Origin of the sequence: Pseudomonas sp. TH34, assembly GCF_016650865.1 — a bacterium.
Lineage (GTDB): Bacteria > Pseudomonadota > Gammaproteobacteria > Pseudomonadales > Pseudomonadaceae > Aquipseudomonas > Aquipseudomonas yamanorum.
In genome coordinates, this window is record NZ_JAEKFB010000026.1 from 20606 (window position 1) to 36370 (window position 15765).

A 15765-nucleotide genomic window follows, 5' to 3' on the forward strand; every position below is an offset into this window, starting at 1 on the left:
CGAAGATTGGAACACCTGATTTCCTCTGCGAGTGCATCCCATGGCAAATCCTCTTGTATTTATCGACGGCGACCAAGGCACCACCGGGTTGCAGATCCATCAGCGCCTGCGCGACCGCACCGATCTGCAACTGATCACCCTGAGCCCGGAACACCGCAAGGACCCGCAGCAGCGCGCCGAGATGATCAATGCTTGCGACATCGCGATTCTCTGCCTGCCCGACGACGCCGCACGCGACGCCGTCGCCAGCATCCAGAACCCGGCTGTGCGAGTGATCGACGCGAGTTCGGCCCACCGTACTCACCCTGAATGGACCTACGGTTTCGCCGAAATGAGCCCGCAACAGGCGCAACGCATTGCCACGGCGCAGCGAGTCAGCAATCCCGGTTGCTACCCCACCGGAGCGATCGGACTGTTGCGCCCCTTGCTTGAGGCCGGATTGTTGCCAAAGGACTATCCGACGACCATTCATGCCGTGTCGGGCTATTCCGGCAAGGGCCGCGCCGGGGTGCAGGAACATGAGGGCGCCGACGCCTCACAAGCGCCCGCCTTCCTGGTGTATGGGCTTGGGCTGGCACACAAGCATGTGCCGGAGATTCAGCTGCAAAGCGGGCTGACGGAAAGGCCCATGTTTGTGCCGGCCTACGGGGCGTTCCGCCAGGGCATCGTACTGACCATTCCGCTGCAACTGCGGCTGTTGGCCCCGGGCGTGGACGCGACACGCTTGCATGCCTGCCTGACGCAGCACTACCGCGATACGAATCACGTCCAGGTGCTGTCGATGCAGGCCGCCAAAGAACTGACCTACCTCGATCCTCAAGCGCTGAACGGCACGGACGATGTGCGTTTGATCGTGTGTGAAAACCACGAGACGGGCCAGGTCCTGCTGGCGGCGGTGTTCGACAACCTCGGCAAGGGCGCCGCAGGTGCCGCCGTGCAAAACCTGGACTTGATGATCAAGCACAGACCTTAGCAATGAAGGCTCTCAAGTCCGCCAGCATCAACGCCGGCTGCTCCCAGGCCGCAAAGTGACCGCCGGCGGGCATCTCGCTCCAGTGCACGATGTTGAAGGTCTTTTCGGCAAATGAGCGTGGCGGCGGCACGAACACCGGGTCGCGAAAGGCGGCAAATCCGGTCGGCACCTGGATGCGGGTGCCGGCCGGGAATCTCGATGAGCCCTCCAGGCGTTTGCCGTGATACATCCACGTCGCGGTGACCATGGAAGACGGCGCGAGATACAGCATGATGTTGGTGAGCAGTTGCTCTTCGGTAAAGGTGTGCCAGAGGTCCGGACTGCCGTCAGCGGTCCTGGGCAGATCGGCCCATGTACCGATTTTTTCGAGAATCCAGCCCGCGGCGCCCACCGGGCTATCAGCCAGCGCGACGCCCAGGGTTTGCGGACGGGTTTCCTGCTGGTGGTTGTAGCCGGTTTCCCAGTCAATCAGCACTTTACGCCGGGCGACGAAAGCCTCCTCTTCAGCCGTGGTTGCAACGGTTCCCTTGGCCAGCAGGTCGGCCATATTCAGGTGAATCCCCAATAACGCCTCAGGCCGATCATGGGCCATCCAGCCCGCGATGCCTGAACCCCAATCTCCGCCCTGAACGATGAAGCGGGATGGCCCGAACAAACGAACCATCAGCCCGTGCATCAGTTCGGCAGCCCGGCGCGGACCCATTACGCCGGTGATCGGCTTGGAAAACGCAAACCCCGGAAGCGACGGCACGATCACATCGTGTCCGTCAGCCGCCAGCGGCTCAAGCAACGCCTCGAACTCCAGGTACGAACCTGGCCAGCCGTGGAGCAACAGCACCGGCGGCTTGGAACCGTCCCCCCGCACATGGAGGAAATGCAGATGCTCGCCCTCAATTTCGGTGATGAAGTTGGGTAGTTGATTCAGATGTTTTTCGACCTGGCGCCAGTCGTAGGACTCAAGCCAGTAACGGGTCAGGCGCTTGAGGTCGCTGACGCCTACACCCGACTTCCACCCGCCCAGATCGGGAAGTTGGGTCCAATCGTAGGCGGCGACTTTGTCGCGGATGGCGGCAAGACGTTCGTCGGGGATGTTGATGGTGTAGGGCAAGATCATGGGGGGCTCCTGGTGAGTTTCCATGGACGCTGCCAGCGCACTCCATCACGACTCCGGGACTAGCTCGACATAGCTGGACTCCCCGCCGCCCGTCGCGCCTGACAACCAACCCCATACGAAGGCCAGGGTGGTCCGCCCGGTGTGATCAACGCTTACCGTGCCCCGCGACCAACCGGCCAGAATCTCGCCCTCTGTGGTCAGGCACTGATAAAGCAGCTCAATTGTATCGGGCCCTGTGGCGCGCCCGACCTGATTACCCATACGAATCCGGCCACCCTGGTAAGTTCCCCAGATGGCATTGGCGTCAACATGGTAATCAAACACGGTGCCTGTACCGGACAGTCCATGGGTGTTGCCCGCTACGACAAATCGGCGATTGTTCAGGCGTTCGCTGATTTGGGAAAAGGCGGTTGGCATATGAAGGCGCTTCCTTGGTCGACAGGGTCCGTTCCCTGGGTGGTCAACCTACCGCATATGGCTTTAACCGGTCATGCAAAACCTGCACAATTGCGGGCTTTTCCGCGACAGGACGCCCCTCATGCAACGCATCGTGATTCTCGGCAATGCCGGCAGCGGAAAATCCACCCTCGCTCGGGCCCTCGGCGAACGTCTGAGCCTGCCCGTGGTGCACCTCGACACCTTGTTCTGGTCGCCCGGCTGGGTCGAGCCCGATGCCGAGCAGTTCCGAACGCGGGTTCGCAACGCAGTCGCACCCGATGGATGGGTCTGCGAGGGCAACTACGCTCGACGCACGTTCGACCTGCGCCTGCCCCGGGCCGACCTGATCATCTGGCTCGACACGCCACGGCTCACCTGCTTCGGCCGGGTGATCCTGCGCAGTGTGCTGAACCGCCCGCGCCCGGACATTCCCGCAGGCTGTACCGAGAAACTCGACCGGGAGTTCCTGACGTTCCTGAAGTACGTGTGGACGTTTGATCGCAGCTACCGGCCCAGTATCGAGGCGGTGCGCCTGGCAGCAGGTCCGTTGGTGCCCGTGGTGCACTTGCGCGGTGGCCAGCAGATCGCCGAATTCCTCGACGGTTTGCCCGCAGCCTCTGCAGGCTGCTTTGAATAGATGGAGCAGGATATGAAAGAGCAAGGAGAAAAGCGCGTCGTGGTCATTGGCGCAGGCATCGTCGGCGCTTCCCTGGCGTATCACCTTGCCGTCAAAGGTGCGAGCGTGACCTTGGTCGAGGCTGCAGAAGTCGCCTCCGGCGTGACGGCCACTTCATTTGCCTGGATCACCACTTCACACCGAGGGCCGGACCCGATCGCCGCCTTGCGTGGTGAGGCCGTCAACGACTATCACCGTCTTGAAACCCAACTGCCGGGCCTGAACATTCGTTGGACAGGCGCCCTGTCTTACGGCGCGAACTCAAGGGCGTTGCAGCAACCTTCGGCGCACCGGTTGTCGCGCTCGCAGATTCTCGACCTTGAGCCCAACCTGAGAAACCCTCCCGAACATGCCCTGTATGTCGCCGAAGAAGGCGCCCTGGATGCGGTGCACGCCACCCATACGTTGGTCGCTGGCGCCCAGGCACTGGGCGCGAAGGTACACACACAAACTCGGGTTCTCGGCTTCAAAACCGCGAATGGCCGGGTGACGGGCGTCGAAACCGCCAAGGGCATCATCGATGCCGACGTTGTGGTAATGGCCGCCGGGACGGGCATCTCGACGCTGGCAGACATGCTTGGGGCACCCCTTCCCATACACGCATCGCCCTCCATTTTCATCCGCTACACCGCGCAATCCAACCTGGTGCAGACACTTATCTCCAGCCCGGAAATGGAAGTCAGGCAAGCGGCCGACGGTACGTTGCTGGCGGCAGAGGATTACCTGGGCGATGCCGTGGAAAACCAGCCGATGGCGATCGCGCTACGCACGGCCAACGCCATTCGGCACGAGTTCCATGGAGTTGGTTCGATTGAGCCGCAGTTGGCGTGTATCGGACTCAGGCCCATCCCCGCAGACAGCATCCCCATCATTGGTTATCTACCCAACGTCAAGGACGTGTACGTATGTGTGATGCACCCTGGGGTTGCGCTGGCCGCAATAGTGGGCCGTCTTGCCAGTGAAGAAATCACTGATGGCAAGACCTGCGCCGCTTTCGGGCCATGTCGTCCTGACAGGTTTTTTCAACGGTAGGGGCTTGTTGGCACCCGTTCCCGCGCGCTACCTGAAGATGCCCTATCTAGATCTCAGGTACCGATAAAGCGTCTGCCGACTGATCTCAAAATCACGTGCCAATTTAGATTTACTTTCTCCAGCACCGGCCCGGTCAATTAGATTTACAACCTGATTGTCAGACAGTTTCTTCTTGCGGCCCTTGTACATCCCCCGGACCTTTGCAGTAGCAATGCCTGCCGCTTGTTTTTCCCTCATCGCCGCGCGCTCGAATTCTGCAATCAGCTCCATCACCGCAATGATGGACTCCACAACTTCAAGGCAGTCATGCCGGAAAATCAGGTTTTCGTTCAAGCACTCCAGCGTGACCTGCTTTTCAATCAGCCGGCGAATGAGGGTGCACAGCTGCTCCGTACTGGAGGTGAGGGAGGCCATGCTGTCCACTACCACGGTATCTCCACACTGCAGGTAGCGAAGTAGCCTTTCCTGGCCCGCGGGATTCGCGGCATTGTCTGCCGGCTCATCGCAAAACACGGCATCAAATACATCATCGCTCGTTATTGTCTCTATAGCGCCCTCGGACGCTTGTAGGGAACGCCGAAAATATTTGATGCGATGCAATCTCATGGTGCCTCCTTGGCAATACTTGTACAGAGTCTTTTTTATACTTGTACAAACTGTAACTAAATTATCAAACCCTTACACCGATACTTGTAACACTGACCCCACCCAAAATACACAGTTGCAAAGAGTTGAACTTGCCTTATCATTTTGAAGCTTGGAATTCTAACAAGCTTTTCGCAAAAAAGTCGATTTCATATTTCTTGGATGACGCAAGTAATTCAAGGAGGCGAATATGAATAACTACTGTTTTATAGCTCAAACAATTGACTTGACCGGCTTCACTCGGCTGGTAATTTCCCAATGCAATCAGAGGATGAATGGATGAAGGTCTTGGAAAACGCCATCGAAATTGATCACCCAACTACCGATCAGGAAAAGATTGATAAGGTAACTCGGAGCATTACGGACCATGGAAACTACCTGCGAAAGCGTTATCCGATCCTGCAGCACCAGGATGCGCTGGGCACGGGTGTCATGGCGTTCTCCCTGATAGGGATGGTCATTACGGGAGGGCTCTATATAAAGGGTTTTATCCCCGCATGGATGTGTATTCTGGTCAATGCGCTGCTGACTTCGTTCATTCATGAAATCGAACACGACCTGATTCATCGCCTTTATTTTAGAAAACAGCCGCTGGCCCATAATGCCATGATGCTCTTCTGCTGGCTGGCACGCCCGGGTATGCCCAGCCCGTGGCTAAGACGTAATCTGCACTTTCATCACCATAAGGAGTCCGGAACTGATTCTGATGTTGAAGCCTGGATCACCACGAGCGGCAGCCCTTGGGGAATACTGCGATTATTGAAACTGGTGGACGGATTTGTATTTGGTTTTCTAAATGCGATTTTTGCCCCGGGATGGCGGCAAAAGGTAAAATTGTTAGGCAAGATTATTCGGCTCAATACACCATTCGGGCTTCTGTATTGGGGGTGCTGGTATGTGTTCCTCGGCTACCACCTGTATGTCTGGTCAGGGTCAATGATTGGGATGGAGGTTCATAGCTCTGCCACGACGCTGGAATTAATGGATATCGTTAATAGCGCAGTAGTTATTCTTATAGCGCCCAATATGATACGGCAGTTCTGCCTATTTTTTATAAGTTCAAACATGCACTATTACGGCGATGTTGCCCCGCGTAACGCATTACAACAAACCCAGGTGATGAACCCTTGGTGGCTGTGGCCCTTCCAGTTGTTCTGTTTCAACTTTGGCAGCACCCACAGCATCCATCACTTCGTGGTGAGAGACCCGTTTTATCTGCGTCAGATGACGGCACCTTATGCTCATAAAGTCATGGCCCAGGCCGGTGTCAGGTTCAATGACTTCGGCACCTACAAGCGAGCGAACCGCTTCTCCGTGGAGCACTCCCAAACTCGGTCTCGTGGGTGAATTCCCCGACAACCATTATCGGTGTTCGGCAAGTATCAAGGGCCACACTTTAAATACGAGGACGTTGAGGTATGAAAGCGCAAGGGATGTGTGCGAAGCAGTTTGAAGCGGTCAAGCAGGCCTTCGAGGACATGTTTGATGATCCGCAGGAACGTGGGGCCGGCCTATGCGTGCAGGTAGGCGCAGAGACCGTTGTCGACCTCTGGGCGGGCATGGCGGATCTGGCAGGCACGAAGCCCTGGACCCGCGATACGCTGGCCAATACCTTTTGCGTTATAAAACCCTACGTCGCGGTGGCCGTCCTGATGTTGGTCGAGGACGGCAAGTTGGAGCTGGATGCGCCCGTGGCCCGTTACTGGCCTGAATTCGCCCAGGGCGGGAAAGCACGGGTCACCTTGCGCCAGGTGATGAACCACACCGCAGGCCTGCCGGCGCTGCGAGCACCCGACCATAACCCGATGATGTATGACTGGGAACATATGCTGCGGGTGCTGGAGGCCGAGCCGCTTTGGTGGGAAGCGGGAACAGACCTGGGGTACGGCACCACCACGTTTGGCTGGATTCTCGGTGAATTGATTCGTCGGGTGGACGGACGCGATCCCTGTGTGTTTATCCACGAAGAGATTCTGGATCCCCATGAGTTGGACGTGCACCTTGGCGTGGACGAAGAACACTTTCATCGTATCGCGCGTTTCGACAGTGCCACCGGACGGGTCGGTGATCCTTACTCGCAGGCATTGCGAACCGTGGTGAAAAACGAGCCGTCGCATATCGCGACACTCGCCTTCACCAACCCCGGAATGGTGCCCAGACGAACCAGTGACCCGCGCTGGTGGGCCTACCGGCAACCCGCCGTATGTGGACACGGTTCGGCTCACGGCCTGGCCGGTTTCTACAGTGCATTGATGGCAGGAAACTTTATCGGTCCCGAACTGCTTACTGAATTCAGCCGTGAGCACAGTCATGGCATGGATCGAGTATGGATGCGCCCCATGCGTTATGGATTGGGTTGCATGCTCGAGCAGCAACGCGACCCGACGGCTTCCCATGCAATGGGCCCGAACACCTTTGGCCATATCGGGCTTGGTGGCCCGATCAGTTTCGCTGATCCCGAAAAACAAGTGAGCTTCGGTTTTGTCACCACGACTTCGGGCAGCCATTCGATGATTGATCCACGCCCACGCCGACTTTCATCCCTTGTCTATGCGGCGCTTTGAGAGGCAAGGGGCGGATCTGTTCATCTGAGGCTTTCAAGGGGGCGCAATACTGCCGAATGCAACGCAGCAAGTTTGTGGCAAAACACAAGTTGCTGATGGCAAACCGAAACCTTCCCCTCCCGGCCAACAATGAGTCATTGGCTTATGAACGAAGGCTGGTACAACGACGACATGATTTATTTATAAATAAATTCATACCCCTCGATATAAGAACCTATCTTGTTTGAATGGGCAGTCACCCACACTGCATTCATGCCTTTCTTTCTTTGATCGTTGAATTCCGACTGAGTGGTACAAAGCTCAACCCAGCGTTCAGTCTTTAAATCCTTAATCCGCAGACCCGCCTCACAACGACTGAACTTTCCAACGTAGGGCCCCGGAGTAACCAGCTCGTAAGGTGACGCATACTGAACAATGTCGCCGGGCAACAGGTACGTAACGACGTCATAACTGTGCAAGGACAAAATCAGACCCAGGCAAAAACCACCAAAAAAAGATTCTCCAACACGGTTCGGGTTTCTTACAGCCGGACGATAGTAGGTGGCCCTTGCAGCAAAAAAGAGTCCAACCAGACAACCAATGACTATATAGGTCGTCCACTCGGGAATCGATGGCATTAAAACCGTTCGCATTACAATGCGACCGGCCCAGAGCATATAAGCAATCCATGCTCCAAATACCAGACACACCACCAACAACAAGGTTCTTTTCTTTGATTTGTTTTCAAATGAAGGATATTCCATTCCCTGCCTACTCTATTTTTAATTCCCGGGAAAAGCGCTTCGTGCTTCACGCCAACTTCCTTTACCCGATTGGCATGCCGGGCATATTAACGAATGAGCGTCATGGTGACCGATCTATTTACCCACGACTCACAGACATGGCCAGAGCACCATCGGTTCTACCCATCAGCGCAAATTGTTCAACCGCCTCACATCCCTTATCCTCGTGGCCTTACCTGCCAACGCCCGCCGGAGCCCTCATGGACCTCGCCACCCTCACCCTCTTCCTCCCGGCCTGCTTCGCCCTGAACATGGCGCCCGGCCCGAACAACCTGCTGTCCGTAAGCAACTCCACCCGCTACGGCTACCGTACTTCGTGCCTGGCGGGCGTCGGGCGCTTGTTGGCCTTTGCCGGGATGATCGCCCTCGCGTCCGCCGGGCTGGCGGTGGTGTTGCAAACCTCGGAGTTGTTGTTCTACGGGATCAAGATCCTGGGGGCGGCATATCTGTTTTATCTGGCGTATCAACTGTGGCGGGCCAATCCGCAGGCGGAGGCTGAGTCGACAGCGCCCAAGGCAGGTTTGTGGGCATTGGCAAGACAGGAGTTCCTGGTGGCCGCCGGCAATCCCAAGGCGATCCTGATTTTTACCGCCTTCCTGCCGCAATTCGTCGACCCGGCACAGCCGATCACACCGCAATTCGCCCTGCTGGGGGCGATGTTCCTGGCCCTGGAATGGGTCGCCATCAGCGCCTACGCCTACATGGGTTTGCATATGCGCCGCTGGTTCGCGCAGCCTCGGGGCAAGCGGATTTTCAACCGGTGCTGTGCGGGGTTGTTGTCGGCCGCCGCGACGGTATTGCTGATGGCGCGCAAGGCCTGAGCACTGCGAAAAACTGGCCAAAACGCTTACAATCGCCGTCTCACCGCAACTCAGGCAGGCCAGTTCGCCCATGGCGCTCGACCCCATCACCATACTGGTCCTCACCATCGCCCTGGCAGGCGCCGCCGCGCTGTACCTGGCGGTCGAGTGGCGCAACGTTCGCGAACCGTCGCTGCTGTACTGGACCGCCGGTTTCGCCATCATCAGCGTGGGCAGCACCCTGGCGCTGTTGCGGGCCAGCGGCCTGGTGTTGATCGGCATCTGGTTCGCCAACGGGTTGCTGATCACCGCTCATTGGCTGTTCTTGCTGGGCGTTGCGCGTTTTACTCAGGTGCGCCTGTCTCGCGCCTGGTGCCTGATCTTCGTGGCCTGGTTTGCCATGCTGCTGTTGCCGGAAGGACAGTCGTGGTCCAAGGCCATGCTGCTGGCCAACTCGCTGCTGGTTGCTCTGCCGACCCTGCGGGCCAGTTTCCTGCTGCGGCCCCATGGCCGGTCACTCAGCGTAGGGGCGGTGCAGCTGCGTTATGTGCTGCTGGCCCACGGGCTGTTTTATCTGGCCAAGTCGCTGGTGGCGATCGTGCCGGGTACGCTGATCGACCTGACGGCGTTTCGTGGCGAGATCATTCAGGTGTCGCTGGTGGAAGGTGCCATGGCGATCATGCTGATTGCATTGTCGATGACCGGCACCGAGCGCTACCGCCGTGAGGAACAGATTGCACGGTTGGCCGCCCGCGACCCGTTGACCGCGCTGTACAACCGCCGCGCCCTTGAAATGCGGGCGCCGAGCCTGCTGAGCAAGGTCTCGCAGTCCCGGCCAGGTGCCCTGCTGTTGATCGACATCGACAATTTCAAGCTGATCAACGACCTGTACGGCCATACCGCAGGCGACCGGCTTCTGGTGGCGCTGAGCGAGATGATCCGCGCGCAGTTGCCCGATGATTCGCTGGCGGCGCGGTTGGGCGGCGACGAGTTCGTGATCCTGCTTAATGACACCTCGAACGCGCGCATTGTCGCGCTGGGCAGCGTCCTACGTGAAGAGTTTCATAAAACCGCCTCACAGGCGTTCGCCACGCCCGAGGCGGTGACATTGAGCATCGGCGCCAGCCTGTTCGACGCGCCGCCCGCGAGCCTTGCCGCCTTGATCGAGCAAGGCGACGCAGCGCTTTATGAATCCAAGCGCGGTGGACGCAACCGTATTCGTCTGGTGGACCGGACTGCGGTGAGCGCTGATTGACTCAATCGGCGCGTCAACCTTTAAGCGCCGCCTCAATCCCCGCGACATCAATCTTGGTCATTCCCATCATCGCGTCAAACGCCCGCTTGGCTGCTGCAGGGTCGGGATTAGTGATCGCCGCGCTCAGCACCCTCGGGGTAATCTGCCAACGCACGCCCCATTTATCCTGACACCAGCCGCAGACATTTTCCTGGCCGCCATGGCTGACAATTGCGTGCCACAAGCGGTCGGTTTCCGCCTGGTCGTCGGTGGCCACCTGAAACGAGAACGCCTCGTTGTGCTGCACGCCAGAGCCGCCGTTCAGCCCCAGGCAAGGAATACCCATGACCGTGAACTCCACGGTCAGGACATCGCCCTGTTTGCCGGCGGGATAATCACCGGGCGCATGATGGACTGCGGTCACTGCGCTGTTCGGGAAGGTCTTGGCGTAAAAGTTGGCAGCGTCCAATGCGCTGCCGTCGTACCAAAGGCACACCGTGTTTTTGCTGAGCATGAGTGTTCTCCAACGTGGAGGTTCGGACTTGCAGTGTAGTACCGCTACCGACAAGAATGCGTTCGCTTCCTGGCACGCCCCCGCTTTAACCCCAACGGTGCAGATTATGAGTAACGGTGTAAGGATCGACCCGCGAACAGTCCCGGTCCCGCAATCCATCAGTCCCGAGGCCCAAGCAATGTTGCGTCGCGCGGTGAATGACGAGGGCGTACCGCTGAACAGCCTTTACACCCTGCCCGCCGCCGATGACCACGATGGCTGGCGACGCATGCAAGCCGCAGTCGCCCAACAGTACGCAGCGTCACAGGTGGGACAGACGGCAGAACACGTTGAGCCATTCACCGTGGAAGACGCCACCGTGTACCGGGCGACACCGTCATACGGGGCCGAGTTCGCCTATATCGACCTGCACGGCGGCGCGCTGGTGTTCGGCGGCGGCGAAAACGCCCGCCTCGCCGCCGGCAAACACGCTGACCTGCACAACGTGACCTGCTACGGCGTGGACTACCGCATGCCACCTGACCACCCATACCCGGCGGCACTCGATGACTGCATGGCCACCTACCGGCACGTACTGGCGCATCACACCCCGGACAAGATTGTGATCGGCGGCCGCTCGGCCGGTGGCAACCTTGCCGCCGCCACGGTGCTGCGGGCCCGCGACGAAGGCTTGCCGCTGCCGGCCGCGCTGGTATTGCTGTCCCCCGAAGTGGACCTGACCGAATCGGGCGACAGCTTCCAGGTCAACCGCACCGTCGACGTGGTGCTGCCCAACCCGTTGATGAGCACCAACCTGCTGTACGCCGCTGGCGCGGATTTGTCTCACCCATACCTGTCGCCGCTGTTCGGGGATTTCGCTGCGGGCTTCCCGCCGACGTTCGTGCAAAGCGGCACCCGTGACCTGTTCCTCTCCAACGCTGTGCGCCTGCATCGCGCACTGCGACGGGCCGAGGTGCCGGTGGATCTGCATATTTTTGAAGCAATGCCCCACGGCGGTTTCATGGGCGCGCCGGAAGACGCAGAACTGTCGGCGGAACAGGTACGTTTCGTGCGCCACTGGCTGAACCGCGCCTGATCGCTGCGAGTTGACACACCCTGTAATAATCCATAAAGATGAGCGTCTTCTTCAGGGTGTGTCCTCAATGTCTGCAACGACCTTCAACTTTTCCGTCATTGGCTTGATTGCCAAGGCGCAAGGTTGCGTTGCGCACGCCCTCAAATCGAAGAAACAGTCGCTCATGTGACCGGGGCGCGCTGTCCCGTCAGATGAGCTGACAGGACATTGAGCGCGAAGGCCCCCTCCTCTTGCTTACTTCCCTCTGCCCTTCTGACGGTGACGAAATCGGTCAACCATCAGGAGAAAGCGCATGTCATCGTTTCAAGGTATCTGGGTTCCCGTCGTTACACCGTTTCATAACGGCGCCATCGACTTCATTGGCTTGCGCCGCCTGGTCTGCCATCTGCTGGAAAAAGGCGTGGCCGGGATCATGGTCTGCACCACCACCGGCGAAGCCGCCTCGCTGAGCCGCCAGGAGCAGTTGGCGATGCTGGATGCCGTCCTGGAACTCGTACCGCCGCAGCAGGTGGTGATGGGCCTGGCGGGGTATAACCAGATTGAGCTGTTGCAGTTCCAGGCCGAAATCCTGAAGCGCCCGGTGGCCGGTTTGCTGGTGCCGCCGCCGAGCTACATCCGCCCGTCCCAGCCGGGCCTCGAGGCGTTCTTCCGCACCGTGGCCGATGCGTCCAGCGTGCCGATCATTCTGTATGACATCCCCTATCGCACCGGTATTGCCTTCGAACAGGCGACGCTGCTGAACATCGTTGCCCATGAACGAATCGTCGCGATCAAGGATTGCGGCGGCAACCTGGCCAGCACCTTGGCGTTGCTGGCCAGTGGGAAGGTTGATGTGTTGTGTGGCGAGGATGTGCAGATATTCAACGCACTGTGCCTGGGAGCGACCGGGGCGATTGCCGCGTCGGCGCATGTGCGGACCGAGGATTTTGTGACGCTGCATCGGCAGGTTCGGGATAACCAATTGATGGCGGCTCGCGAGACGTTTTTCGGCTTGCTGCCGTTGATCCACACAATGTTCGTGGAGCCCAACCCCGCGCCGGTGAAGGCGGCACTGGCGATGGAAGGGTTGATCGGCAGTGAGTTGCGGGCGCCGATGTTGAGGGCGAGTGAGGCGCTGAAAAGCCGGTTGCAACACGTATTAGCCGCGCGGGAATAACCTGTGGCGAGGGCTGCTTATCCTCTCGCCACCGCCAACCGATGCAACGTGATCTTGCGCACCTCCTGCTTGCTCACCTCAATGTGAGTCTTGAGCAGTTGCTGCGCCTGATCGCTTTGCCGTTGCAAGATCGCATCGAGGATGCTTCCGTGCTCCTCATAGGTCGCTGCAATACGCGCTTGCTGAGTGAAATCCAGCCGCCGAATGATGCGGATTTTCTCGGTAATCTCGTAATGCATGCGCGCCATTTCAGCATTGCCCGTGGCCTGCACCAGCCCGCAGTGGAACGCCTCATCCAGCGCCGAAACGAGCTGGGCGTCATCCAGCCGCGCACTTTCGTCGACCTGCCAAATCGCCCCAAGCCCTTCAAGCCCCTGCTCCGCCATGCCACACAAGCGATTGACGGCGGCCAACTCCAGCACGATCCGAACGTCGTAAAGCTCTTCGAAATAGTTGAAGTCGAACGGCCGCACCTGCCAGCCGCTCCTGAAGAACACCTCCAGGTACCCTTCCCGCTCCAGACGATACAGCGCCTGGCGCACCGGCGTGCGGCTGGCCTGCATGCGCTCGGCCACGTCACCTTCACTGAAGCGATCACCCGGCAACAAACGAAAGTCGAAGATGTCGTCCTTCAACTGCTGGTAGACCCGTTCCGCCAGGCTATCCGGCCGTTCGCTGGGCTTTCTCGTGGTTGAGAGCTGCATGGCTATTTCCTGCTCGCCATGTAGGCGCGCCAGCCACCGAATTCGGTGATGTCGGTGGCGCCTGCCAGGGCCCAGGGCTCGCAGATAAACCCTTTCACACTGCGCCCGTCCGCCAGGGTCAGGTTGCCGATACCCAGCGGCGCCGGAATCTCCGCGACGAACTCGCCAAAGCGGGCGATCGGCATGTCCCACAGTTCAACGATGATCGAGCGGCCCGAATCATCCTTGGCCAGCCCCGGCTTGGGCGGAACCGTGCCAGGCAGCGCATGCAAGCGGTAGTGGCTCGCCGTCAGGGTTTGCTCCACCAGCACGGCGTTGCGGCTGGTCAGTTGGAAATTCAGCGGCATCCCGGTGAGGTGCGCGCCCACCACCGCCACCCGCACGCTGCCCGGAGCCTGCCGCGCGGGTGCCGGTTGCGGCAGATTGCGTTCGGTAGCTCCCAGCGACAGATCGAGGCCGGCCTGCCAACGCTTACCCAGATGCGCCAGGGCGGCGTCGTGCCAGGCAGGCGCAATCAGGGTGATGCCGCACGGCAGGCCATCGCTGCGCAGCCCGGCGGGCACGGCCAGTGCCGAGAGATCGGCCAGGTTGGTGAAGTTGGTGTAGAAACCAAACTGCGAGTTGTAGAGCACCGGTTCCAAGGCCATTTCCGCCAGGGTACGAATCGTCGGCGAGGTCGGCACCAGCAAGGCGTCGAAACCGGCCAGGGTGTCGTTGATGCGGCGGCTCAGTTCGGCGCGCAGGTATTCGGCTTTATAGGCATCGCAGGCGCTGTACTTGTGGCCGTTTTCAACGATGCCACGCACCACCGGGTTGATCGCTTCGGCGTTGCTGGCGAGCATGCCTTCCAATGCCACCGTGCGCTCCGCAACCCAGGAGCCGTAATAGAGCTGCTCGGCGAGTTGCTGGAACGGGCTGAAATCCACCGCCGTGATCTCGGCCCCGAGGGATCGAAACCTGAGCAGCGCCTGTTCGAACACGGCCTGGTTCTGTGCGTCGCCAAAAAACTCCAGGCTGGCCGGCACCGCCAGTTTGAACGTGGCCCCCACCGCTACCGGCGCGGTGTTGGGATTGATGCGTGAATAAGCGTCGCTCCCGTCGTAAGCCGCAGCGACGCCCGCAACCGTCTCGGCATCTTCAACGGTCAACGCAAACACCGAAATACAGTCCACGGTGCGACAGGCCGGCACCAACCCGGTGTTGGACAGTCGACCCTTGGTCGGTTTCAGCCCGACGATATTGTTGAAGCCCGCCGGTACCCGCCCGGAGCCGGCGGTGTCGGTGCCCAGGGAGAACGCTACCAGGCCACGGGCAACCACCGACGCAGAACCCGAGCTGGAACCGCCGCTGACATAGTCCGGGTTGAAGCTGTTACCCACCGTGCCGTAGGGCGAGCGTGTACCCACCAGGCCAGTGGCGAACTGATCCAGGTTGGTCTTGCCCATCAGGATCGCCCCGGCCGCCCGCAGCCGGGCCACCACTGATGCATCCGCCTTGGCTGTATAGGCAAACTCAGGACACGCCGCCGTGGTCTCCCAACCTGCCGCATCGATGTTGTCCTTGATGGCAAACGGCACGCCATACAACGGCAACTTGTCGATATCGCCGTCGACCGCCACAAGCCGCTCGGCCAGTTGCGCCAACTGGTCACGCAACTGCTGCGGTTGTACCCGGCTGATCCAGGCGTTGTCGTCGGCGGGAAGCGTGCCCGCCAGGGTCAACAGGATGTCGGGGGTCAGCGCCTGGCTGCGGTAAGCGGCCTGCCATTCGCCAAGGGTCCAGCCAAGTTGTTCGTTGCGCATTGAGGATTCCATCTTGTATCCAAGTTTGGATTTCTTTTAGCAATCGCTGGGCCAATCAGCTGCAAGCCAATGAATACGTGGCGCTGGCAGAAAACCGGCGAATTAGCCGCCCTCAACCGTGCTCCGTGATGAAGCAGCAATGCGCCAAAAAAGACATTCAGGCGGCCGCCCGGTTGCGAGCGGGTCGATACCGGCCTATGTTCGAAACCATGCTGTAGACGCTGCTGTCCATCCCATACGCCCTTTCCGTAGCAGG

General features: G+C 59.5%; 16 protein-coding genes. 9 read left to right on the forward strand and 7 right to left on the reverse strand.

Annotated features, from left to right (window positions below):
* Positions 1 to 40: 40 nt before the first annotated feature.
* Positions 41 to 973: an N-acetyl-gamma-glutamyl-phosphate reductase gene (gene argC, locus JFU58_RS20480; protein WP_201141966.1), complete on the forward strand. Its 933-nt coding sequence runs from the start codon at positions 41 to 43 to the stop codon at positions 971 to 973.
* On the opposite strand, the gene JFU58_RS20485 is transcribed toward argC, so the two are convergent.
* Together JFU58_RS20485 and JFU58_RS20490 are read right to left on the reverse strand one after the other, a co-directional pair.
* Positions 957 to 2087, reverse strand: a complete 1131-nt coding sequence (locus JFU58_RS20485) for an epoxide hydrolase family protein (protein ID WP_177071540.1) — start codon at positions 2085 to 2087, stop codon at positions 957 to 959. The genes argC and JFU58_RS20485 overlap by 17 nt on opposite strands.
* 45 nt (positions 2088 to 2132) lie before the next feature.
* Positions 2133 to 2504 (reverse strand): hypothetical protein, encoded by a 372-nt coding sequence (locus tag JFU58_RS20490; protein ID WP_063029703.1) that lies wholly within the window; start codon positions 2502 to 2504, stop codon positions 2133 to 2135.
* A 121-nt stretch (positions 2505 to 2625) separates the two neighbouring features.
* On the opposite strand from JFU58_RS20490, the gene JFU58_RS20495 reads away from it, so the two are divergent.
* Both JFU58_RS20495 and JFU58_RS20500 read left to right on the forward strand, forming a co-directional pair.
* Entirely contained in the window at positions 2626 to 3162 is a 537-nt protein-coding gene (locus tag JFU58_RS20495) for an AAA family ATPase (RefSeq protein WP_201141968.1), read from the forward strand.
* A gap of 12 nt (positions 3163 to 3174) precedes the next feature.
* Positions 3175 to 4233, forward strand: a complete 1059-nt coding sequence (locus JFU58_RS20500) for an NAD(P)/FAD-dependent oxidoreductase (RefSeq protein ID WP_201141970.1) — start codon at positions 3175 to 3177, stop codon at positions 4231 to 4233.
* Positions 4234 to 4275: 42 nt separating this feature from the next.
* Here the strand turns inward: JFU58_RS20500 and JFU58_RS20505 are convergent, their stop codons facing one another.
* Positions 4276 to 4839 carry a recombinase family protein gene (locus JFU58_RS20505; protein WP_201141972.1) on the reverse strand — a complete coding sequence of 188 codons (564 nt, stop codon included), beginning with the start codon at positions 4837 to 4839 and terminating at the stop codon, positions 4276 to 4278.
* A gap of 318 nt (positions 4840 to 5157) precedes the next feature.
* Here JFU58_RS20505 and JFU58_RS20510 point away from each other — a divergent pair, with 318 nt between their 5' ends.
* Together JFU58_RS20510 and JFU58_RS20515 are read left to right on the forward strand one after the other, a co-directional pair.
* Positions 5158 to 6225, forward strand: coding sequence for a fatty acid desaturase (locus JFU58_RS20510; protein ID WP_201141974.1), 1068 nt, complete (start codon positions 5158 to 5160; stop codon positions 6223 to 6225).
* A gap of 71 nt (positions 6226 to 6296) precedes the next feature.
* Positions 6297 to 7442 (forward strand): serine hydrolase domain-containing protein, encoded by a 1146-nt coding sequence (locus JFU58_RS20515; protein ID WP_201141976.1) that lies wholly within the window; start codon positions 6297 to 6299, stop codon positions 7440 to 7442.
* A gap of 176 nt (positions 7443 to 7618) precedes the next feature.
* Here JFU58_RS20515 and JFU58_RS20520 read toward each other — a convergent pair whose 3' ends face one another.
* Positions 7619 to 8185, reverse strand: a complete 567-nt coding sequence (locus JFU58_RS20520; protein WP_201141978.1) for a hypothetical protein — start codon at positions 8183 to 8185, stop codon at positions 7619 to 7621.
* A gap of 239 nt (positions 8186 to 8424) precedes the next feature.
* Here JFU58_RS20520 and JFU58_RS20525 point away from each other — a divergent pair, with 239 nt between their 5' ends.
* Positions 8425 to 9045, forward strand: coding sequence for a LysE family translocator (locus tag JFU58_RS20525; RefSeq protein WP_177026104.1), 621 nt, complete (start codon positions 8425 to 8427; stop codon positions 9043 to 9045).
* A gap of 70 nt (positions 9046 to 9115) precedes the next feature.
* A complete protein-coding gene (locus tag JFU58_RS20530) occupies positions 9116 to 10279 on the forward strand; it encodes a GGDEF domain-containing protein (RefSeq protein WP_201141980.1) in 1164 nt (387 codons plus the stop codon).
* Between the two features lie 13 nt (positions 10280 to 10292).
* Here the strand turns inward: JFU58_RS20530 and JFU58_RS20535 are convergent, their stop codons facing one another.
* On the reverse strand, positions 10293 to 10772 hold the full coding sequence (locus JFU58_RS20535; RefSeq protein ID WP_201141982.1) for a VOC family protein: 480 nt from the start codon (positions 10770 to 10772) through the stop codon (positions 10293 to 10295).
* Positions 10773 to 10878: 106 nt separating this feature from the next.
* On the opposite strand from JFU58_RS20535, the gene JFU58_RS20540 reads away from it, so the two are divergent.
* Together JFU58_RS20540 and dapA are read left to right on the forward strand one after the other, a co-directional pair.
* Positions 10879 to 11847 (forward strand): alpha/beta hydrolase fold domain-containing protein, encoded by a 969-nt coding sequence (locus JFU58_RS20540; protein WP_201141984.1) that lies wholly within the window; start codon positions 10879 to 10881, stop codon positions 11845 to 11847.
* Positions 11848 to 12139: 292 nt separating this feature from the next.
* Positions 12140 to 13003 (forward strand): 4-hydroxy-tetrahydrodipicolinate synthase, encoded by an 864-nt coding sequence (gene dapA, locus JFU58_RS20545; RefSeq protein ID WP_201141986.1) that lies wholly within the window; start codon positions 12140 to 12142, stop codon positions 13001 to 13003.
* A gap of 17 nt (positions 13004 to 13020) precedes the next feature.
* Here dapA and JFU58_RS20550 read toward each other — a convergent pair whose 3' ends face one another.
* Both JFU58_RS20550 and atzF read right to left on the reverse strand, forming a co-directional pair.
* On the reverse strand, positions 13021 to 13707 hold the full coding sequence (locus tag JFU58_RS20550) for a GntR family transcriptional regulator (RefSeq protein WP_201141988.1): 687 nt from the start codon (positions 13705 to 13707) through the stop codon (positions 13021 to 13023).
* Positions 13708 to 13709: 2 nt separating this feature from the next.
* A complete protein-coding gene (gene atzF / locus JFU58_RS20555) occupies positions 13710 to 15509 on the reverse strand; it encodes an allophanate hydrolase (RefSeq protein ID WP_201141990.1) in 1800 nt (599 codons plus the stop codon).
* Between the last annotated feature and the right edge of the window lie 256 nt (positions 15510 to 15765).